General features: G+C 66.0%; 22 protein-coding genes. 15 read left to right on the top strand and 7 right to left on the bottom strand.

Annotation, left to right across the window (positions count from 1 at the left end):
- Positions 1–26 precede the first annotated feature (26 nt).
- Positions 27–521 (top strand): L,D-transpeptidase family protein, encoded by a 495-nt coding sequence (locus tag OM960_RS07555; RefSeq protein ID WP_264771545.1) that lies wholly within the window; start codon positions 27–29, stop codon positions 519–521.
- A gap of 46 nt (positions 522–567) precedes the next feature.
- Here OM960_RS07555 and dalA read toward each other — a convergent pair whose 3' ends face one another.
- On the bottom strand, positions 568–1077 hold the full coding sequence (gene dalA, locus OM960_RS07550) for a divisome-associated lipoprotein DalA (RefSeq protein ID WP_263335208.1): 510 nt from the start codon (positions 1075–1077) through the stop codon (positions 568–570).
- Positions 1078–1264: 187 nt separating this feature from the next.
- Here dalA and OM960_RS07545 point away from each other — a divergent pair, with 187 nt between their 5' ends.
- A complete protein-coding gene (locus tag OM960_RS07545) occupies positions 1265–1870 on the top strand; it encodes a L,D-transpeptidase (protein ID WP_263335210.1) in 606 nt (201 codons plus the stop codon).
- 145 nt (positions 1871–2015) lie between these two features.
- Positions 2016–2198 (top strand): hypothetical protein, encoded by a 183-nt coding sequence (locus OM960_RS07540; protein WP_263335211.1) that lies wholly within the window; start codon positions 2016–2018, stop codon positions 2196–2198.
- Between the two features lie 74 nt (positions 2199–2272).
- Here the strand turns inward: OM960_RS07540 and hemH are convergent, their stop codons facing one another.
- Together hemH and OM960_RS07530 are read right to left on the bottom strand one after the other, a co-directional pair.
- Positions 2273–3340 carry a ferrochelatase gene (gene hemH / locus OM960_RS07535; RefSeq protein WP_264771544.1) on the bottom strand — a complete coding sequence of 356 codons (1068 nt, stop codon included), beginning with the start codon at positions 3338–3340 and terminating at the stop codon, positions 2273–2275.
- 50 nt (positions 3341–3390) lie between these two features.
- Positions 3391–4236 carry a methyltransferase domain-containing protein gene (locus OM960_RS07530; protein ID WP_264771543.1) on the bottom strand — a complete coding sequence of 282 codons (846 nt, stop codon included), beginning with the start codon at positions 4234–4236 and terminating at the stop codon, positions 3391–3393.
- A gap of 31 nt (positions 4237–4267) precedes the next feature.
- Here OM960_RS07530 and OM960_RS07525 point away from each other — a divergent pair, with 31 nt between their 5' ends.
- The 4 genes from OM960_RS07525 to OM960_RS07510 are packed head-to-tail and all read left to right on the top strand — an operon-like array spanning position 4268 to position 6558.
- On the top strand, positions 4268–4984 hold the full coding sequence (locus tag OM960_RS07525) for a ComF family protein (RefSeq protein ID WP_264771542.1): 717 nt from the start codon (positions 4268–4270) through the stop codon (positions 4982–4984).
- Between the two features lie 38 nt (positions 4985–5022).
- A complete protein-coding gene (gene grxC / locus OM960_RS07520; RefSeq protein ID WP_263335218.1) occupies positions 5023–5280 on the top strand; it encodes a glutaredoxin 3 in 258 nt (85 codons plus the stop codon).
- 3 nt (positions 5281–5283) lie between these two features.
- Positions 5284–6114, top strand: a complete 831-nt coding sequence (locus OM960_RS07515; protein ID WP_264771541.1) for a carbon-nitrogen hydrolase family protein — start codon at positions 5284–5286, stop codon at positions 6112–6114.
- A 3-nt stretch (positions 6115–6117) separates the two neighbouring features.
- The gene (locus tag OM960_RS07510) at positions 6118–6558 is read left to right on the top strand and encodes a MarR family winged helix-turn-helix transcriptional regulator (protein WP_263335222.1); all 441 of its coding nucleotides are present in this window, start codon (positions 6118–6120) and stop codon (positions 6556–6558) included.
- Between the two features lie 3 nt (positions 6559–6561).
- Here the strand turns inward: OM960_RS07510 and ubiG are convergent, their stop codons facing one another.
- The gene (gene ubiG, locus OM960_RS07505) at positions 6562–7305 is read right to left on the bottom strand and encodes a bifunctional 2-polyprenyl-6-hydroxyphenol methylase/3-demethylubiquinol 3-O-methyltransferase UbiG (protein WP_264771627.1); all 744 of its coding nucleotides are present in this window, start codon (positions 7303–7305) and stop codon (positions 6562–6564) included.
- Positions 7306–7372: 67 nt separating this feature from the next.
- On the opposite strand from ubiG, the gene pip reads away from it, so the two are divergent.
- From pip to OM960_RS07470, 7 genes are all read left to right on the top strand, one after another.
- Positions 7373–8341 carry a prolyl aminopeptidase gene (gene pip, locus OM960_RS07500; RefSeq protein WP_263335226.1) on the top strand — a complete coding sequence of 323 codons (969 nt, stop codon included), beginning with the start codon at positions 7373–7375 and terminating at the stop codon, positions 8339–8341.
- Positions 8342–8414: 73 nt separating this feature from the next.
- A complete protein-coding gene (locus tag OM960_RS07495) occupies positions 8415–9047 on the top strand; it encodes a CDGSH iron-sulfur domain-containing protein (protein ID WP_263335228.1) in 633 nt (210 codons plus the stop codon).
- 154 nt (positions 9048–9201) lie between these two features.
- A complete protein-coding gene (rimP, locus tag OM960_RS07490; RefSeq protein ID WP_263335230.1) occupies positions 9202–9771 on the top strand; it encodes a ribosome maturation factor RimP in 570 nt (189 codons plus the stop codon).
- The gene (gene nusA / locus OM960_RS07485) at positions 9772–11382 is read left to right on the top strand and encodes a transcription termination factor NusA (RefSeq protein WP_264771540.1); all 1611 of its coding nucleotides are present in this window, start codon (positions 9772–9774) and stop codon (positions 11380–11382) included.
- Positions 11383–11405: 23 nt separating this feature from the next.
- Positions 11406–12035, top strand: a complete 630-nt coding sequence (locus OM960_RS07480; protein WP_263335234.1) for an RNA-binding protein — start codon at positions 11406–11408, stop codon at positions 12033–12035.
- Positions 12032–14569: a translation initiation factor IF-2 gene (infB, locus tag OM960_RS07475; protein ID WP_264771539.1), complete on the top strand. Its 2538-nt coding sequence runs from the start codon at positions 12032–12034 to the stop codon at positions 14567–14569. Before OM960_RS07480 ends, infB begins: the two co-directional genes overlap by 4 nt.
- Before the next feature lie 423 nt (positions 14570–14992).
- Positions 14993–15298 (top strand): hypothetical protein, encoded by a 306-nt coding sequence (locus OM960_RS07470; RefSeq protein ID WP_263335238.1) that lies wholly within the window; start codon positions 14993–14995, stop codon positions 15296–15298.
- A 114-nt stretch (positions 15299–15412) separates the two neighbouring features.
- On the opposite strand, the gene mutT is transcribed toward OM960_RS07470, so the two are convergent.
- The 3 genes from mutT to OM960_RS07455 are packed head-to-tail and all read right to left on the bottom strand — an operon-like array spanning position 15413 to position 18110.
- Entirely contained in the window at positions 15413–15811 is a 399-nt protein-coding gene (mutT, locus tag OM960_RS07465) for an 8-oxo-dGTP diphosphatase MutT (protein WP_263335240.1), read from the bottom strand.
- Positions 15808–17238, bottom strand: a complete 1431-nt coding sequence (gene argJ / locus OM960_RS07460) for a bifunctional glutamate N-acetyltransferase/amino-acid acetyltransferase ArgJ (RefSeq protein WP_264771538.1) — start codon at positions 17236–17238, stop codon at positions 15808–15810. The genes mutT and argJ overlap by 4 nt, the downstream gene beginning before the upstream one ends.
- A gap of 23 nt (positions 17239–17261) precedes the next feature.
- Entirely contained in the window at positions 17262–18110 is an 849-nt protein-coding gene (locus OM960_RS07455; RefSeq protein WP_264771537.1) for a peptidylprolyl isomerase, read from the bottom strand.
- Between the two features lie 188 nt (positions 18111–18298).
- On the opposite strand from OM960_RS07455, the gene secA reads away from it, so the two are divergent.
- The gene (gene secA / locus OM960_RS07450; protein WP_264771536.1) at positions 18299–20995 is read left to right on the top strand and encodes a preprotein translocase subunit SecA; all 2697 of its coding nucleotides are present in this window, start codon (positions 18299–18301) and stop codon (positions 20993–20995) included.
- The last annotated feature ends 53 nt before the right edge of the window (positions 20996–21048 follow it).

Here is a 21048-nt window from a genome sequence, read left to right as displayed (position 1 = left end):
AAAGTTGGCAGGCAAGGGCAGTGATCATGTTGAACCGCAGATCATTCGTGTGGATGGCGGCGCTGGGCGCGCTGGCCGGGTGCGGATCGAAATTCCGGACCTACAACGGGCCTGAGGTCACCCGGATCGTCATCTACAAGGGAGAGCGCAAGATGCATCTCGTCAACGGGACGACTGCGCTCAAGAGTTACAAGATTGCGCTGGGCGGCAATCCGATCGGCGACAAGCAGTACGAAGGAGACCAGCGTACGCCCGAGGGCGCCTATCTGATCGACCGTCGCAACCCGAACAGCAGCTACCACCTGTCGCTCGGCATCTCCTATCCGAACGAACAGGACGTTGCCCAGGCCAATGCGATCGGCAAGTCTGCGGGCGGGGACATCTTCATCCACGGCCGTGCGAGGAAGCATCGCAGGCGCGGCAAGGACTGGACGGCGGGCTGCATCGCCGTCAAGGACCGCGAGATGGAGGAGGTCTACTCCATGGTCCGGGTCGGCACGCCGATCTATATCCTGCCATGAGAAAAGGCGGCCCGAAGGCCGCCTTTTTCACTTGTATCGCAATGATTTAACCGCCGGTGACCAGCGTCCACCAGATCTTGCCGCTCGGCTCCTGATACCAGGAGAAGCCGACATCGCGCGCGTTCGGATCGAGGATCACCGCGCGCGTGTCAGGCACGTCCATCCAGGCCGAGAGCGTCTCGAGCTCGGTCTCGTAGGTCTCCGAGATGTTCTCGCCGAGCATCATGCCGGGATAGCCCGCGCGCTGCACTCGCAGGAGCGGCGAGGAACCGTCGGAGCCGAAATGCCACGGCCGGTTCTGCACGGCCATGTCGCGCGAATGGGTCGCCGCAGCGGCGGTAAGCTGCGAATTCAGGTTCAGTGGTGCGGCACCGGAGGCGCCGCGCAGCGTGTTGACCGAATCCACCATGGAATAGGTGACGCGTCCCTCGTCGCCGGGCTTGATCACATATGCCTTGGGCAGGGGGCGCCCGTCAGGACCGACCGCCGGCGGTGTCGTGGCGCAGCCCGCGACGGTCAGCGCGGCGACAAGAAACAGGCCGAGAAGTCTTATCATGGAATGGCTACCTTCGTTTCTGCAATCCCGTCCTTTACAGGCTCGGCCAACGGTGTTCAAACGCGTTCTTGCGCGGTCGGCATGTTCTGACGTCAGAGTGAATTGAGAAACTCGGCCGGTGCCGATAATCTGCGCCGCGTCACGGGCAACGGCCCGCCTAATAACATCGGAACAAGGTGACCTGAGGATGAGCTCCAATCCCACCCGCACATTCAGCCGCCGCGCGGTCCTGGGAACCGCGGCCGCGTTCGGCGCGACGCTCGCGGCGCCCGCGCTGGCGCAGACCGGTCCCGAAACCTACGAGGTCGAGGGCGATATCGGCTCCAACACGCGCCGCAACGTCTCGAGCTTCCGCTCGTTGCAGTGGCAACCCTATTTCAGCAACACACGGAATGGCGCGGTCCTCGTGGACACGACTTCGCGTGCGCTGCACTTCTGGTCTGAAGACCAGACGATCTACCGGCTCTATCCGACCAGCGTGCCGCTGACCGAGGACCTGACCCGTCGCGGCCGGACCGAGATCGTGCGCAAGGTCGTGGGCCCGGAATGGCGCCCGACGCCGGAAATGAAGAAGCGCAACCCGGAATGGCCGGACTATGTCGGACCGGGGCCGGACAATCCGCTCGGGACCCACGCTCTGTACCTGTCCTGGCAGTATTATCGGATCCACGGGACGCACGACACGCGCAAGATCGGCCGTCGGTCGTCGAATGGGTGCGTCGGCCTTTATAACGAACACATCGCCGAACTCTATTCGCTCACGCAAGTTGGCACACAGGTGTTGCTAATTTGACGACAAGCGCGAAACCTTTGGTATTACCCGCTAACTGCCGGTTGCAATGTCGGAATCTTGTGCGCTAGTGGGTATTACGAGGTGAAGTATGAAACCGTGGCGGACCTCACCGCAACTTTCGCTACGGCATAAATGGAGAGAATACATGAAAAAGCTCGCGCTTGCCGCTGCCCTTTCGATTTCCGCCACCACCGCTTTCGCCGGTGGCATGGCTGAGCCGGTCATGGAGCCGGAGCCGATCGTCGAAGAGCAGTCCAGCAGCTCGTCGGCCGGTATCGTTGTCGGCATCCTCGCGCTCATCCTGATCGCGGCTGCTGCCAGCAACTGATCGGACGCACGTCGTTCAAGGAAAAGGCGGTGGCTCGGTCCACCGCCTTTTTCTTTGCCTGACTTTCACATCGGTCAGGCGATCCAGCCTGCCAGATTGTCGGTGATGATCGCCATCAGCGCCGCGATATGAGCGTCGTCGTCGTTGAGGCAGGGGATGTAGGTGAAGCTCTCGCCGCCGGCATGTTCGAAAGCCTCGCGAATCTCGCCCTGGATCTCCTCCAGCGTCTCGATGCAATCGGCCGAGAACGCGGGCGAGATCACCGCGATCCGCTTCTTTCCCGCTTTCGCCAGTTCGGCGACATGCTCCACCGTATAGGGGCGCAGCCATTCTTCAGGTCCGAAGACCGACTGGAACGTGGTGTCGATCGCGCCTTCGCCCCAGCCGAGCCGCTCGCGCAGGAGCCGGGAGGTCTTCTGGCACTGGCAGTGATAGGGGTCACCCTCCATCAGGTAGCGCTTTGGCATCCCGTGGTAGGAGGCGACAAGCACATCCGGTTTCTGATCGAGCCCGGCATAGGCGCGTTCCACCGATTGCGCCAGCGCCTCGATATAGAGCGGATGGTCGAAATACTCCGGCGTGGTTCTGACCGCCGGCTGGCGTTTTTCGTCCATCAGGGCGCGGAAGAACTCATCGTTCGCGGTGGCCGAGGTTGCGCCGGCATATTGCGGGTAGAGCGGCAGGAACAGGATCTTCTCGCAGCCCGCGGCAACCATCCGGCGCACGACGCTGGCCGTCGAGGGATTGCCGTAGCGCATGCAGAACTCGACCATCACGCCGTCGCCGAACCGCGCCGCCGAAGCCTCGCGCAGCTTCGCGACCTGCGCCTTCGTGATCGTCATCAGCGGGCTTTCGCCCTCCTCGTGGTTCCAAATCGAGCGGTAGTTCGCGCCCGAGGTGAAGGGCCGCTTCGACAGGATGATGAGCTGCAGGAGCGGCTGCCATTTCCACGACGGATAGTCGATGACCCGCTTGTCGGAGAGGAACTCGCTCAAATAGCGCCGCATCGGCCAGTAGTCGTAGCCGTCCGGCGTGCCGAGATTTGCGACGAGGATGCCGATGCGCGGCCGCGCCACGGGCGGATGGTCGGCGGGTGCATGGACGAGGCGCCCGTCGCCGGGCCGGTCGATCTGGTCCTTCATGTCCGCTCCCTTGCTGTCCGAGTTCCGAGATAGTCGGATTGGCGCCCGCGTCAATGATCGCCCGGCTTCATGACGGGCCCGAGCGGCGTCTCGGCGGTACCGAGCGCGTCTGCGAGCCGCGCTGCGGCCGAGCCGGGACGGAGCGGTTTTTGCTGGCTCGGATCGGGCGCCCAGCCGGTGAGAAAGATCAACTCGAAGGTCGCAGCGATGCGGCCGTCGTTGGCGGGATAGCTCTCCGCATAGATTCGCGACGCCTCGGGGAAGAGCGCGCGCGGCGTCGCACGGCGGGTGCGGGCGCTGAGCGCGTTGCCCTCGCCCATCGCTCTCAGATCCGCGATCAGGTGGAAGGCGGTGCGGTAGGTCACCGTCTTCTTTACCGCGTCGGCGACCGGCAGCGCGAAGCCCGCGCGCTGCAGGAGCGCGCCGAGGTCACGGATCTCGCCCATCGGCAGGACGCGCGGCGACAGCCCGCCCGAGATCCGGCTTTCGGCCTCGGCGAGCGCGGCGCGAAGTTCGGCAAGGGTGCGCCCGCCGAACATCGCGCCGAGGAACAGCCCGTCCGGCCTCAGCGCCCGCCGGCATTGCACGAGCTGGCCGACCGGATCGTTGGCCCAGTGCAGGCCAAGACCGTGAATCACGAGGTCATGGGCGCCGGGTTCCAGATCCAGCGTTTCCGTATCCTCGACAATCCGCGCGCCGGGCAGGATCGTCGCCCAGGGCTCCGGGAAACCGGTGACCACCACAGGTGCGGTAAACCGTTTGTTAACCTCGCTCAGCCTTTCCTCAATCTCGGCGGCGGCCTCGTCATGCAGGAAGGTCTCGGCGCCCTGGCGTCGGGCGCGGGCGCGGTTGCGGCGAAGTGCGGCGCGGTCGGTGAGGGGCGGAGGCTGGGTCATGATCGGCGAAACTAGAAGCCTTCGGGGCGGAATGCAAAGCGCGCTTGCGGTGCTCTTCCCGCCGCAATGCATCAGCTGCGGCGAGCCGACCGATGCCGATTTCGGCCTCTGCGGCCCATGCTGGCGCACGACACCCTTCATCACGGGCCTCGTCTGCGACCGCTGCGGAGCGCCGCTGCCCGGCGAGGACGAGGGCCGGGCGGAGTATTGCGACGACTGCCTGACGCTCGCGCGGCCCTGGCAGCGCGGGCGGGCGGCGATGCTCTACACCGATAACGGCCGCAAGCTGGTGCTTGCGCTGAAGCATGGTGACCGGCTCGACCTCGCGCGACCGGCCTCCGACTGGCTCCTGCGTGCGGCGCGGCCGATTGTCACGCCGGGCATGCTCGCGGTGCCGGTGCCGCTCCACTGGACTCGGCTCCTGAAGCGGCGTTTCAACCAGTCGGCGGAGCTGTCGAAGGCGCTCGCGCGCAAGGCCGGGCTCGACCATTGCCCCGACCTGCTGCAGCGGGCGCGGCGGACCGTAAGCCAGGATGGCCGCGATCGCGACGGCCGTTTTCGCAATGTCGCGGGCGCGATCCGGCTCCATCCCCGGCGCGGCAATCTGGTCCGGGACCGTGACATTCTGCTCATTGACGACGTGATGACCTCGGGCGCGACGCTTGCGGTGGCGGCCGATGCCTGTCTCGGCGCGGGGGCTGCCTCGGTCTCGGTCCTGGTTCTGGCACGCGTTGCGAAGGACGCCTAAATCCCTATAGTCGCCCCGACCAAAGGATCAGGACCTTCATGCCCCGCGTCGAGATCTACACCACCCCCTGGTGCCCGTATTGCCTTGCCGCCAAGCGGCTGCTGCTCGCCAAGGGCGTCGCTTTCGAGGAGATCGACGTCTCGGGCGACCCCGAGCTTCGCGCCGCGATGATGGAGCGCGCGCATGGTCGCTACACCGTGCCGCAGATCTTCATCGACGGGGCACACATCGGTGGATCGGACGACCTCCACGCGCTCGACCGGATCGGCAAGCTCGATCCCATGCTGGCGGCTTGAGTCATGAAGGCGGCGCTTCTGCAACTCTCATCCAGCGACGACCCGGCGGAAAACCTGCCGGTTGTCCGGACGATGGTGCGGGAAGCCGCCGCTGCGGGCGCCGGATTCGTGCTGACGCCCGAGGTCACCAACTGCGTCTCCTCGGACCGCGACCACCAGACCGCGGTGCTGCGCCACGAGGAGGACGATCCGACGCTCGCAGCGCTTCGGACCGAGGCGGCGGAGCTTCGCCTCTGGCTCCTGATCGGCTCGCTCGCGCTCAAGACCCACGACGCGGACGGGCGATTCGCCAACCGGTCGTTCCTGATCGGTCCCGATGGTGCGATCGCCGCGCGTTACGACAAGATCCACATGTTCGACGTCAAGGTGTCGGAGGCAGAGCAGTACCGGGAATCGGCCGGCTACCGCCCCGGCGCACGGGCGGTTCTGGCCGGGACGCCCTTCGCCACGATCGGCATGACGGTTTGCTACGATGTCCGCTTCCCGCATCTCTACCGCCGCCTTGCCAAGGCCGGGGCCGAGGTGCTGACGGTGCCCGCCGCCTTCAACGACACCACGGGTGCGGCGCATTGGGAATCGCTCCTGCGCGCCCGCGCGATCGAGAACGGTGCCTATGTGCTCGCCCCGGCCCAGACCGGAAGTCACGCCGCACATGGCGGCAGGCAGCGCCGGACTCATGGCCATTCGCTTGCCATAGCCCCCTGGGGCGAGGTCATTTGCGACGGCGGGACCGGGATCGGCATCAGCTATGTCGATCTTGACTTGGCCGAAGTGGCGAAGGCGCGCGGCCGGGTACCCTCGCTTGCCCACGACCGCGACTACGAGGGGCCGTGACCGATGGCGGAAGCAAATGACCCCCTGGCCATTGCGCTCTTCTCCGAGGTCTTCATGGCCGACCAGCTTGCGCGCAACCTCGTGAGCCGGGCGCTGCCGAAAGGGATGGAGCTCAGCCATTTCTCGGTGCTGAACCACCTTGCCCATGTGAACGACGAACGCTCGCCGGCGCAGCTCGCGGATGCCTTTCACGTCACCCGCGGGGCGATGACCAACACGTTGAGCAAGCTCGAATGGGCGGGCCATATCCATATCCGGCCCGATTGGGACGACGCGCGGCGCAAGTTCGTCTCGATCAGCCCGGCGGGAAGGGCCGCGCGCGATGCCGCGCTCGCCTCCGTTGCGCCGATCATCGGCGATGTCGTCAAGGCGATCGGTTCCGACAAGGTGCGCGCGGTCCTGCCGATCCTGCGCGAACTCAGGCTGCGGCTCGACAAGGCGTAAGGGTCAGCGCCGCAGGCCCGCCGCGACGTGGTTGACGGAAAGGTCGCGGTCCGAGATCGACCATTGCCAGCTCACCGGATTGAAGACGAAACCCTTGCGGTCGACCGGGTCAAGCCCCGCCTTCCGCATCTGCCCGGCCAGCTCGTCGGGGGTGATGAACTTCGCCCAGTCATGGGTGCCCTTCGGCAGCCAACGCATCACCCATTCGGCGCCGATGATCGCAGCGAGGAAGCTCTTGGTGTTGCGGTTGATCGTCGAGGCGATCATCAGCCCGCCGGGCTTCAGAAGCTCACGGCAGGTGGTCACGAATTCCTGCGGGTCGGCGACATGCTCGACGATCTCCATCGCGAGGACGACGTCGAAGACCTCGCCCGCGACGGCGAGCGCCTCGGCGGTGGTGTGGCGGTAGTCGATGCCGAGCCCCTGCGCCTCGGCATGGAGTTGCGCGACGGGAATGTTGCGCGCCGCCGCGTCGGCGCCGATGACGGTGGCGCCGAGCCGTGCCATCGGCTCGCTGAGAAGCCCGCCACCGCAGCCGATATCGAGCAGCCGCAAGCCGTCGAAGGGCCGTTCCGACGCCAGGTCGCGGCCGAACTCTGCGGCGATCTGGCGGGTGATGTAGTCGAGCCGCACCGGGTTCATCATGTGGAGCGGCTTGAACTTGCCATGCGGATCCCACCATTCGGCGGCCATCGCCTCGAACTTCGCCACTTCGGCGGGATCGACCGTGTTGGTCTCGGCGTGCATCATCGTCTCCGGCATTTCCTGTCGGACCCCATAGCGGGCCGCTTCGATTGCGTTATATAATTTAATCATGGACCGGGTCGCAGGGCAAAAGCGCGCAGGCGCCTTTCTTTATCCGCAGATCGAACCGTTCGATCAGCGCATGATGGATGTGGGCGACGGCCACCAGATCTATGTCGAACAATGCGGCCACCCCTCGGGCCTGCCGGTGGTGATCCTGCATGGCGGGCCGGGCGGCGGTTGCTCGCCCGCGATGCGGCGCTATTTCGACCCCTCGGTCTACCGGGTGATCCTCTTCGACCAGCGCGGCTGCGGCCGCTCGCGGCCCCATGCCAGCGTCGAGGCGAACACGACCTGGCACCTCGTCGCCGATATCGAGCGGATCCGCGAGGCGCTCGGCATCCGGAACTGGATCGTCTTCGGCGGCAGCTGGGGCGCGACGCTCGCTTTGATCTACGCCCAGACCCATCCCGAACGGGCCCGCCATCTGGTACTGCGCGGCGTGTTCCTGATGACCGAGGGCGAGCTCGGCTGGTTCTATGGCGGCGGCGCCGGGGCGTTCTGGCCCGACCGCTGGGCCGATTTCACCCGGCCGATCCCGCCGGATGAACACGGCGACCTGATCGCCGCCTATCATCGCCGCCTGTTCTCGGGCGACCGCGCCGAGGAGACTCGCTACGCCCGGAACTGGGCGGCCTGGGAGAACGCGCTTGCCAGTGTCGAGCATGACGGGATCGTCGGCGAGGCGCCGGCCGACTATGCCCGCGCCTTCGCCAGGCTCGAGAACCACTTTTTCCTCAACAAGGGGTTTCTCGAGACCGACGGCCAGATCCTGCGCGACCTGCCGAAGCTGCGCGACGTCCCCGCGACGATCGTGCAGGGCCGCTACGACATGATCTGCCCGCCGGTCTCGGCCTGGACGCTCGCGCAGAACTGGGCGCGTGCCGATCTGCGGATGGTCGCGAGGGCCGGTCACGCGCTGTCCGAAGCCGGGATCAGCGCCGAACTGGTAAGGATCATGGACGGGCTTCGGGCCTGAGTCTCACGCCATCGGGATTTGACGCCTGTCGGTTGCGCACCGACACTGCCCTTTGAACCTAAGGGAGAAGCGCATGACTGATGACACCAAAGTCACCATCGAGGCGCGCGAGAACGGTCCCTTCGTGGTCAAGCGGCTGACCCGCCTCAAGGGCGAGGACGGGGAGATGCTGGAAACCAAGTCCGTCACCACGCTTTGCCGCTGCGGCCACAGCGCCAACAAGCCTTTCTGCGACGGCAGCCACAAGCGCGTGGGCTTTCAGTCGGGCGCGGAGATCCCGGCCGCCGGGCGCGACCGGCTGATCGCCTACGAGGGCGAGGAGGTCACCGTCACCTACAACCCGCGGCTTTGCTCCCACGCCGCCGAATGCGGCCGCATCGCCGGGCATGTCTTCAACCCGGCGGAAAAGCCCTGGGTCCAGCCCGACAGGGGAAGCCGCAACGAAATCGAGGCGGTGATCGCCGCCTGTCCCTCCGGCGCGCTGGCGCTCGCGGGGCCCGAGCACCTGCTGCCGCACGGTCGCGCCGAGATCGAGGTGCAGAAGAACGGACCCTACTGGGTGCTCGGCCTCGAGCTTGTCGGCGCACCGCCGGCGGGCGAGGGGGCGAGCCGCGAGAAATACGTCCTCTGTCGCTGCGGGCTCTCGGGCAACAAGCCCTATTGCGACGGCAGCCACCGCGACAAGGGCTGGAAAAGCGGGGGGTAGGGTGGAACGCATCTGCGCTTGCAGACTCACCCCCTTTCGCCTATATCCGCTTCAACAGCGGCGCTGCGGGGTCCAAACTCGCAGCCCACCGGGAAAGATCGACGGGCCGCAGGGCCCGTTTTTTATTGCCCGAAGCCAGGACAGACAGAGACCGATGACCGAACTGATCGCCAAGACCGCCATCGACCGGCGCCTCGCCGAGATCGTGACCCCGACCATCGAAGGCCTCGGGTTCGAACTCGTGCGGATCCGGCTCATGGGCGGCAATACCAAGACGCTGCAGATCATGGCCGACCGGCCCGAGGGTGGCATCGACGTCGACGATTGCGGGAAGATTTCCGTCGCGGTCTCGGCTGTCCTCGATGTCGAGGACCCGATCGACGAGGCCTATCACCTCGAGGTCTCCTCGCCCGGCATCGACCGGCCGCTGACCCGGCTCAAGGATTTCGACGCTTGGAAGGGCTACGAGGCCAAGATCGAGACCTCCGAGCTCATCGACGGGCGCAAGCGGTTCAAGGGTCAGATCGCCGGGACCGAGGGCGACGAGGTGCTGATCGAGATCGAGGAAGGCACGATCGGGCTCAAGTTCGACTGGCTCTCGGACGCCAAGCTGGTGCTGACCGACGAGCTGATCACCGAAATGCTGCGGCAGAAGAAGGCCACCCAGGCCGTCGACGAATCCGCGTTTGACGACATCGAAGAAGAGACTTCCGAGGAGGAGTGAATGGCGATTACCTCTGCCAACCAGCTGGAGCTGCTGCAAACCGCCGAGGCGGTCGCGCGCGAGAAGATGATCGACCCCGGCCTCGTGATCGAGGCGATGGAGGAAAGCCTCGCCCGTGCCGCGAAGTCTCGCTACGGGGCGGAGATGGACATCCGCGTCGCGATCGACCGCAAGACCGGCCGCGCCACCTTCACCCGCGTCCGCACCGTCGTCGAGGATGACGCGGTGGAGAACTACCAGGCCGAGATGACGGTCAAGCAGGCCAAGCAGTACATGGCCGATCCCCAGATCGGCGACGTCTTCGTCGAGGAAGTGCCCCCCGTGGACCTCGGCCGGATCGCGGCGCAGTCGGCCAAGCAGGTCATCCTCCAGAAGGTGCGCGAGGCAGAGCGCGACCGCCAGTTCGAGGAATTCAAGGACCGCAAGGGCACGATCATCAACGGCGTCGTCAAACGCGAGGAATACGGCAACATCATCGTCGATATCGGCCGCGGCGAGGCGATCCTGCGCCGCAACGAGAAGATCGGCCGCGAGAGCTACCGCCCGAACGACCGCATCCGCTGCTACATCAAGGACGTGCGCCGCGAGCCGCGCGGCCCGCAGGTGTTCCTTTCCCGCACCGATCCGCAGTTCATGGCCGAGCTCTTCAAGATGGAAGTGCCGGAGATCTACGACGGCATCATCGAGATCAAGGCCGTGGCCCGCGATCCCGGTTCGCGCGCGAAGATCGGCGTCATCTCCTATGACAACTCGATCGACCCGGTCGGCGCCTGCGTCGGCATGCGCGGCTCCCGCGTGCAGGCGGTCGTGAACGAGCTTCAGGGCGAGAAGATCGACATCATCCCGTGGAACGAGGATCAGGCGACGTTCCTCGTCAACGCGCTGCAGCCCTCCGAGGTCGCGAAGGTCGTGATCGACGAGGAGGCCGGCAAGATCGAGGTCGTGGTGCCGGACGAGCAGCTTTCGCTCGCGATCGGCCGGCGCGGCCAGAACGTGCGGCTCGCCTCGCAGCTCACCGGGCTCGACATCGACATCCTCACCGAGGAAGAGGAAAGCCGCCGGCGTCAGGCGGAATTCGCCGAGCGCACCAAGCTCTTCGTCGAGGCGCTCGATCTCGACGAGTTCTTCGCCCAGCTTCTGGTCGCGGAAGGCTTCACCAGCCTCGAAGAGGTCGCCTATATCGAGATCGACGAACTTCTGTCGATCGAGGGCGTCGACGAGTCGACCGCCGAGGAGCTTCAGGCGCGCGCCCGTGACGTGATCGAGGAGCAGAACCGCAAGGCGCTCGAGAACGCCCGCGCGCTGGGCGTCGAGGACAGCCTGATCTCGTTCGAGGGGCTGACGCCGCAGATGGTCGAGGCGCTGGCCAAGGACGACGTCAAGACGCTCGAGGACTTCGCCACCTGTGCCGATTGGGAACTGGCCGGCGGCTGGACCACCGTGAACGGCGAGCGGGTCAAGGACGAGGGCATCCTCGAGAAGTTCGACATGAGCCTCGAAGAGGCGCAGCACCTCGTGATGACCGCGCGAATCCAGCTCGGCTGGGTCGATCCGGCCGAGCTTGAGGCCGAGGCCGACGAGGGCGAGGAAGAAGAGGAGGCCGAGGCCTGACAAGGGCCTCGGGAGTGACAGCGATGACCCGCGGGGGAAGCGACAAGGTGAGGGACGAGCCGGAACGGCGCTGCATCGTCACGGGCGATGTGCAGCCGAAGGCCGGGCTGATCCGCTTCGTCGTCAGCCCCGACGGGCAGGTCGTCGCCGATCTTGCCGGCAAGCTGCCGGGCCGCGGCATCTGGGTCACCGCCGACAAGGCGGCAATCCAGAAGGCGGCGGCGAAGGGGCTCTTCTCGCGCGCCGCGAAGGCGCCGGTGACGGTGCCCGCGGATCTCGCCGATCTGGTCGAGGCGGCGGTCGCGCGGCGGGTCGTCGACCTCGTGTCGCTGGCGCGCAAGGCGGGCCGCGCGGTCGCGGGGTTCGAGAAGGTCAAGGGCTGGCTGGCCGAGGGCAGGGCCAAGGTGCTGCTCCAGGCCTCCGACGGATCGGAGCGCGGCAAGGGCAAGCTCTGGACCCCGGAGGGCGGGCGCTGGTTCGGCTGCCTGACCTCCTCGGAGCTCGGGCTGGCATTTGGCCGCGATAGTGTGATACATGGCGCGCTTGCCGCTGGCGGACTCTCTGCGCGTGTAGTAGAGGAAGCGGCAAAGCTTTCGGGTTTGCGAAAAGATGACGGCGGAAGGTCCGCCGGGAAGGATACGAAGTCGGCATGAGCGAAACAGACGGTAAGAAACCTCTCGGCCTCGGTGGCGGGCGTTCCGGCCAGGTGAAGCAGAGCTTCTCGCATGGCCGGACGAAGAGCGTCGTCGTCGAGACGAAACGCAAGCGCGTCGTCGTGCCGAAGCCCGGTGCCGCTGCGGGCTCGTCCGGTTCTGCCGGCGCCAAGGGTGCGGGCGATCCGTCGCGCCGTCCGGCCGGGATCTCCGATGCCGAGATGGAGCGCCGTCTGAAGGCGCTGCAGGCCGCCAAGGCGCGCGAGGTCGAAGAGGCCGCTCAACGCGCCGAGGAGGAGCGTCAGCGCGAGGAAGAGCGCGAGCGTCGCCGCGCCGAGATCGAAGCCAAGGAGCGCGAGGATCGCGAGCGCGAAGAGGCGCTGAAGGCCAAGGCCGAGGAAGAGGCCCGCAAGGCCGAGGAAGCCGAGGCCCGCGCCGCCCGCAAGGAAGAGTTCAAGAAGCCGGCGGCGGCGAAACCCGCGCCGGTCGACCCGGCGGCCGTCGAGGCTGCCGCGAGCCGTGCCGAAACCAAGGGCGTCAGCGTCGGTGGCCCGCGCAAGACCGACCGTGAGCGCGACACCCGCGGCGCCGCCACCGACAAGGATTCGCGCGGCAAGGGCGCGCGCGACGACAGCCGTCGCGCCGGCAAGCTGACGCTTTCCGAGGCGCTTTCCGGCGAGGGCGGGCGCCAGCGTTCGCTGGCCGCGATGAAGCGCAAGCAGGAGCGTGCCCGCCAGAAGGCGATGGGCATGAGCCAGCGCGCCGAGAAGCAGTCGCGCGACGTGCAGCTGCCCGAGACGATCATCGTCTCGGAACTTGCCAACCGGATGGCCGAGCGCGCCGCCGACGTGGTCAAGGCGCTGATGAAGATGGGCATGATGGTCAACATGAACCAGCCCATCGACGCTGACACCGCCGAGCTGGTGATCGAGGAGTTTGGCCACCACGCGGTCCGCGTCTCCGACGCCGACGTCGAGCAGGTCATCGACACGGTCGAGGACAAGGCCGAGGATCTTCAGCCGCGCCCGCCGATCATCACGATCATGGGCCATGTCGACCACGGCAAGACCTCGCTGCTCGACGCGATCCGCCAGACCAACGTCGTCTCCGGCGAGGCCGGCGGCATCACCCAGCACATCGGCGCCTACCAGGTGACGACCGAGTCGGGTGCCGTGCTGACCTTCCTCGACACGCCGGGCCACGCCGCCTTCACCTCGATGCGCGCCCGCGGCGCGCAGGTGACGGATATCGTCGTGCTCGTGGTCGCCGCCGATGACGCGGTCATGCCGCAGACGATCGAGGCGATCAACCACGCCAAGGCCGCCAAGGTGCCGATGATCGTCGCGATCAACAAATGCGACAAGCCGTCCGCCAATCCGCAGAAAGTGCGGACCGATCTGCTGCAGCACGAGGTTGTCGTCGAGGCGATGTCGGGCGAGGTGCAGGATGTCGAGGTTTCGGCCAAGACCGGCAAGGGGCTCGACAGCCTCCTCGAGGCGATCGCGCTGCAGGCGGAGATCCTCGAACTCAAGGCCAACCCGGAACGCGCCGCGATGGGTGCGGTGATCGAGGCCAAGCTCGACGTCGGCCGCGGCCCGGTTGCCACGGTTCTCGTCCAGCACGGCACGCTGAAGCAGGGCGACATCTTCGTCGTCGGCGAGCAGTGGGGCAAGGTGCGCGCGCTGATCAACGACCAGGGCGAGCGGGTAACCGAGGCCGGGCCGTCGGTGCCGGTCGAGGTCCTTGGCCTCAACGGCACGCCGGAGGCCGGCGACGTCCTCAACGTGGTCGAGACCGAGGCGCAGGCGCGCGAGATCGCGAACTACCGTGAGCAGGCCGCAAAGGACAAGCGCGCGGCGGCCGGTGCGGCGACGACGCTCGAACAGCTCATGGCCAAGGCCAAGGAAGACAAGAACATTTCCGAGCTGCCGATCGTGGTGAAGGCCGACGTGCAGGGTTCCGCCGAGGCGATCGTCCAGGCGATGGAGAAGATCGGCAACGAGGAAGTGCGCGTCCGCGTGCTGCATTACGGCGTCGGCGCGATCACCGAATCGGATATCGGTCTTGCCGAAGCGTCGGGTGCGCCGGTGATCGGTTTCAACGTGCGGGCCAACGCGCCGGCACGGACGGCGGCGAACCAGAAGGGCGTCGAGATCCGCTACTACTCGGTCATCTACGATCTCGTGGACGACGTGAAGAAGGCGGCCTCGGGACTTCTCTCGGCCGAGATCCGCGAGAACTTCATCGGCTATGCGTCGATCAAGGAGGTCTTCAAGGTCTCCGGCGTCGGCAAGGTCGCGGGCTGCCTCGTCACCGAGGGCGTGGCGCGTCGCTCGGCCGGCGTCCGGCTCCTGCGCGACGATGTCGTGATCCACGAGGGCACGCTGAAGACGCTGAAGCGCTTCAAGGATGAGGTCAAGGAAGTGCAGTCCGGCCAGGAATGCGGCATGGCGTTCGAGAACTACGACGACATCCGCCCGGGCGACGTCATCGAGATCTTCGAGCGCGAGGAGGTCGAGCGCAAGCTCGCCTGATCGCGCCCGCGATTGTGAATTGGAAAGGCCGCCCGGGTTCGGGCGGCTTTTTCTTTGGAGATGTCCGCAAGTCGTGTTGGTCCGCCTTGTGGACCCGGCAGACCTTTGCATGCGCAGCGGATTCATGCCTATGATCGGACCGTTCGCAGAGAATTTTGTTAACAGGCGCCCTCTTTTGCCAAGTTTCAGATCTATCTTGTTGAGCTTGGCAATCCAACTCGCTTGCTTCGTGCAAGCCCAGGCGGATCAATGGGGATCCGTGGTTCTGGCACATTGCTACGAGCTTGATGGTATTTCCTATCAGCAGCATTTCTTCGTCAGGGTATTTCGGACTGAAGTCGGAGGGGGCAGCTCCATTCAGATGCCCGAGAGCGAGATGCTCCCCGCGATTTGCATGCCCTTAACGAGGACCCGGCAGAGTGCATGATCGAGAACAAGAAGGTCGTTTTTGAGACCGTCGATTATCGCGCGCCGACACTCCGAGGCGCATGCGGTCTTTGTGAGCAAACCGGATTTCGAATTACTGTCGATCGCGAAGCTGTCTGGGAAACAAGAAGGCCGGACAAGAGGGGCGATTCGATTTTCAATGGCACAATAGACATGCACAAAGACATGCTGCGTGTCTGCGAAGAACACCCGCCTGCAGCGCTCGGCGTTGATATCCCCTTCGCACGGGACTTTTTCACCTCACGAACGAGCATTCTGGTTTGTGAAACGCACTCTTACTGATTTCCCGAGCACAGCTCTGGGAATGCGATGCCGCCATGTGGCTTTGGGTTCAATCCCGGCCAGCACGATTTGCGGACACCCCACTTTGTTGGCGGATCGTCGCTCGGGTGGCTATCAGAGCCAGTCGCGCAGGATCGGGATGAGCGGGACGTCGGCGGGCGGCATCGGGTAGCTGCGCAGGTCCTTCGGGCGGACCCAGGCCAGTTCCTGACCCTCGCGCGACTGCAGCATGCCCTGCCATTTCCGGCAGGCGAAGAGCGGCATCAGCAGGTGGAAGTCGTCGTAAGCGTGGCTCGCGAACGTCAGCGGCGCAAGGCAGCTTGCCCAGGTGTCGATGCCAAGTTCCTCGTGCAGTTCGCGGATCAGCGCGGCCTCCGGCGTCTCGCCGGGTTCGACCTTGCCGCCGGGAAACTCCCACAGGCCCGCCATCGACTTGCCCTCCGGCCGGCGTGCAAGGAGCACCCGGCCGTCGGGATCTATGAGCGCCACCGCCGAGACGAGGAGCGTTCTCACGACCGGTAGTCGGCGTTGATGTCGATGTAGCGATGCGTGAGGTCGCAGGTCCAGACCGTGCGCGCGCCCTTGCCGAGGCCGAGGTTGACCGAGATCACCAGCTCGTCGCGCTTCATGTAGGCGGCCGCCTCCTCCTCGCTGTAGTCCGGGCTGCGCCAGCCCTTCTCGGCCAGGAGCAGGTCGCCCAGACGGATCGACAGCGTGTCGCGGTCGGCCTTGGCGCCGGACTTGCCGACCGCCATGACGATGCGCCCCCAGTTCGGGTCCTCGCCCGCGATCGCGGTCTTCACGAGCGGCGAGTTGGCGATCGCCATCGCGACCCTGTGGGCGTCGCTGGCGTCGGCTGCGCCGGTGACGCGGACCTCGACGAATTTCGTCGCCCCTTCGCCGTCGCGCACCACCTGTTTCGCCAGATCCAGCATCACCACGCCGAGCGCCTTTTCGAAGGCCTTGGCGGGCGCCGAGCGCATGTCCGCGATCTCGGCGGCTGGGCTCTTGCCGGTCGCCGCGACGATCAGCGCGTCGGAGGTCGAGGTGTCGCTGTCCACAGTGATCGCGTTGAACGAGGCGTCGACCTGGCGCGAGACCATTTTCTGCAGGTTGGCCGAGGAGATCCTCGCGTCGGTGAAGATGTAGACAAGCATCGTCGCCATGTCGGGCGCGATCATGCCGGAGCCCTTGGCGATGCCGGCGATGCGGATCGGCCCGCCGTCGCCCTTGATCTCGGCGGAGGCGCCCTTGGGGAAGGTGTCGGTCGTCATGATCGCGCGCGCCGCCAGCTCGATCCCGCCGGCGTCGAGCGCGGTTCTGAGGTCACCAAGCTTGGCGGTGATCCGGCCATGCGGCAGGGGTTCGCCGATCACGCCGGTCGAGGAGGAGAGGACCCGCGATGACGGGATCGAGAGCGCGCGGGCGACGGCATCGGTGACAGCGTCGACCGACTCCTGCCCGGCCTTGCCGGTGAAGGCGTTGGCGTTGCCGGAGTTGACGACGATCGCCGCGCCCTCCTCGGAGGCGGGCTTCCCGGCGAGCTTGGCCTCGCAGTCGAGCACGCAGGCCGCGCGGGTGGCCGAGCGGGTGAAGGCGCCCGCGATCGCGGTGCCGGGGGCGAGCCGCACCAGCATCACGTCGGTGCGGTTCTTGTAGCGCACGCCGGCCTCGACGGCGGCGAACTCCACGCCGTCGATCACCGGCAGCGCGGGGAAACCGTCCTGCGGGGCGAGCGGCGAGACCGGGCTCGGCTGCTTCACCCGCGCGCTGACCGCTTCCGCACCGGTCGCGACCGCGTCGATCACGGCGTCGACGCCGGCCTCGACAGTCTCGCCCAGGGCCGGCAGGACGCGGTCCTCGATGGTCTTGCGCAGCCGCTTGACCTGATCCTTCAGCTTCTTCGCCTCGGCCTTCCAGTCGTCGTCCTTCTTGGCCATGTCGGTCCCCCGTTCCGGCGTTGTCAGTTCTCGATGAGCGCGGTGTTCTTGAGGATGGCGGGATCGATTCCCTCGACCATCTTCTCGACCTTCGCCGCCTCGGTCAGTTCCGTCACCTTGGCCTCGACTGCCGAGCCCTGCAACTCGCCTTCGAGTTCGGCGCGCACGTCCTCGATCGTCGGCGCGGTGGCGGCGCGGGTCTCGTTGAGCTTGATCAGGTGCCAGCCGAAATCGGACTGGACCGGATCGGAGACCGTGCCGGCCTCCATCGCCAGAACCGCGTCCTCGAAGGGCTTCACCATCATGCCGACGCCGAACCAGCCAAGGTCGCCACCGGCTTCCGCCGAGCCACGATCGGTAGATTTCTCCTTGGCGATCACGGCAAAATCGGCGCCGCCGTCAAGTTCGGCCTTGATGGCCTTGGCCTCGTCCTCGGTCGCGACGAGGATATGGGCGGCGTTGTATTCGGTGCCGGGATCGGTGTTGGCGTATTTCTCGTCGTAGAGCGACTGCACCGCCTCGTCGGTGACCGCAGAGGCGGCAGTTTCCTCGAGCGTGGTGCCGGCAAGGTAGCTGCGGCGCTGGTTGTCGAGGAAAAGCTTGTCGCGCGTGCCCATGTCGGCCTCGGCGGCCTCGGCGAGCGCGGCCTGCTGGATGATCTGGTCGAGGATGCCGTTGAACAGCGTCTCGTCGTCGAGCTGGAGATATTGCGGCGGCAGGCTCTCGCGCAAAGCGATCATGTGGCCGAGCGTGATGTCCACGCCGTTGACGGTGGCGACAACGGTCTCGGCGCTCGGTTCGGCGGCGAGGACGGGCGCCGACAGCGCCAGCGACAGGGCAACAGCGCCAAGGCGGGCGGCTGGTTTCAGCATGATCTCAACTCCTCATCGGGCCGCGCACGGGGCGCGACGTTGACTATCGGACGGCAGACCCTTACATCGCGATGGTCCCGTGAGGGCCGAGCCGCACCCGGTTTCGCAGCCGTTCTAGGCACAGCGCGAGGCAGCGGCAAGGCCGCGTTTCTTCACAGGTCAGTCAGTCGAACCCGAGCGGAGAAAAAATGCTGGGCCTCGGAACAATCGCGAAGAAGGTCTTCGGCACGCCGAACGACCGCATGGTCAAGTCGGTCCGCCCGCTGGTGGTGAAGATCAACGCGCTGGAACCGGAGTTCCAGAACCTCACCGACGAGGGGATAAAGGAGAAGACCGAGGAGCTGGCCAAGCGGGTGCAGTCGGGCGAGAGCCTCGACTCGGTGCTGGTCGAGGCCTTCGCCAACTGCCGCGAGGCGGCGAAGCGGGCGCTGGGGCTTCGGGCCTTCGACGTGCAGCTCATGGGCGGGATCTTCCTCCATCAGGGCAACATCGCCGAAATGAAGACCGGCGAGGGCAAGACGCTGGTCGCGACCTTCCCGGCCTACCTGAACGCCCTCTCGGGCAAGGGTGTGCATATCGTCACCGTCAACGACTACCTCGCCAAGCGCGACGCGGAATGGATGAGCAAGGTCTACGGAGCGCTCGGCCTGACCACCGGCGTCGTCTATCCGTTCCAGTCGGCCGAGGAGAAGAAGGCCGCCTACGAGGCTGACATCACCTACGCCACGAACAACGAGCTCGGCTTCGACTACCTGCGCGACAACATGCGCAACTCGATCGACGAGATGATGCAGCGCGGCCATTTCTTCGCCATCGTCGACGAGGTCGACTCGATCCTGATCGACGAAGCGCGGACGCCGCTGATCATCTCGGGGCCGAGCCAGGACCGGTCGGAGCTCTACAAGACGCTCGACGCCTTCATCCCGGAACTGACCGAGGAGCACTACAAGCTCGACGAGAAGGCACGCAACGCGACCTTCACCGAGGAGGGCAACGAATACCTCGAGCAGCGGCTGACGGAGGCCGGCGTGCTGCCCGAAGGCCAGACGCTCTACGACCCGGAATCGACCACCATCGTCCACCACGCCACCCAGGCGATGCGGGCGCATACGCTCTTTCACAAGGACCAGCACTACATCGTCCGCAATGGCGAGATCGTGCTCATTGACGAATTCACCGGCCGGATGATGCAGGGCCGGCGGCTCTCGGACGGCCTCCATCAGGCGATCGAGGCCAAGGAAGGCGTGTCGATCCAGCCCGAGAACGTGACACTCGCCTCGGTGACCTTCCAGAACTACTTCCGCCTCTATGACAAGCTCGGCGGGATGACCGGCACGGCTTCGACCGAGGCCGAGGAATTCATGGAAATCTACGGGCTCGGCGTGGTCGAGGTGCCGACCAACCGGCCGGTGGCACGGAAGGACGACCACGACCAGGTCTATCGCACGGCGCGAGAAAAATACGAAGCGATCCTAAAGCGAATCAAGACCGCCAACGAGAAGGGCCAGCCGGTCCTCGTCGGCACGACCTCGATCGAGAAGTCCGAGATGCTCTCGGAGCTGCTGAAGAAGGAAGGCATCAGGCACAACGTGCTCAATGCCCGCCAGCACGAGCAGGAGGCGAAGATCGTCGCCGATGCCGGCAAGGTCGGGGCGGTGACGATCGCAACGAACATGGCCGGTCGCGGTACCGACATCCAGCTTGGCGGCAATGTCGAGATGAAGGTGATGGAGGCGCTTGCCGCCGATCCCGAAGCCCATCCCGACGAGATCCGCGCCCGGATCGAGGCGGAGCATGCCGAGGAGAAGAAACAGGTCCTCGAGGCCGGCGGGCTCTTCGTCCTTGCCTCCGAGCGGCACGAGAGCCGGCGCATCGACAACCAGTTGCGCGGCCGGTCGGGCCGTCAGGGCGATCCGGGGCGGTCGTCGTTCTACCTTTCGCTCGAGGACGACCTGATGCGGATCTTCGGGTCCGAGCGGCTCGACAAGGTTCTGTCGACGCTCGGCATGAAGGAGGGCGAGGCGATCATCCACCCTTGGGTGAACAAGTCGCTGGAGCGGGCCCAGGCCAAGGTTGAGGGCCGCAACTTCGACATCCGCAAGCAGCTCCTGAAATTCGACGACGTGATGAACGACCAGCGCAAGGTGATCTTCAGCCAGCGGCTGGAGATCATGGAGGCCGAGGATCTCGAGGAGATCGTCGGCGACATGCGCCACCAGGTCATCGACGACGTAGTGGACCAGTTCCTGCCGCCGAAAAGCTATGCCGAACAGTGGAACATCTCCGGGCTCGACGCCGCGGTGAAGGAGAAGCTGGCGCTCGCGCTTCCGGTCGCGGACTGGGCGGCCGAGGAAGGCGTCGATCAGGAAGAGATGCGCGAGCGGGTCTGCAAGGCCTCCGACGAGCTGATGGCCGAGAAGGCCGAGGCGTTCGGGGCCGAAACCATGCGCCAGATCGAGAAGCAGTTCCTGCTGCAGACCATCGACACCAAGTGGCGCGAGCATCTGGTGACGCTGGAACACCTGCGCTCGGTCGTTGGCTTCCGCGGCTATGCGCAGCGCGATCCGCTGTCGGAGTACAAGACCGAGGCCTTCACGCTCTTCGAGAATCTGCTCGACGGCCTGCGCGAGGACGTGACGCGCAAGCTCGCTCAGGTCCGGCCGATGACCGAGGAGGAGCAGCAGGCAATGTTGCGCCAGATCAACGAGCAGCAGGCCGCCCAGAACGCCAATGCTGCGGCGGCGGCTCCGGTTGCCGCGATGGCCGGGGCGGCGGCGGGATTCGATGAGACGGATCCGGCAAGCTGGGGCGACCCCGGACGTAACGATCCCTGCCCGTGCGGGTCGGGGGAAAAGTTCAAGCATTGCCACGGCCGGCTGGCCTGACGCGGGTTCGTACTGCCGACCGCATAGCAAGACGGACGCACGGCTTAAGGGAA

This window comes from Defluviimonas salinarum (assembly GCF_026013545.1).
GTDB classification, from domain to species: Bacteria; Pseudomonadota; Alphaproteobacteria; order Rhodobacterales; family Rhodobacteraceae; genus Albidovulum; species Albidovulum salinarum.
This window is presented reverse-complemented; position numbering and strand designations above follow the sequence as displayed.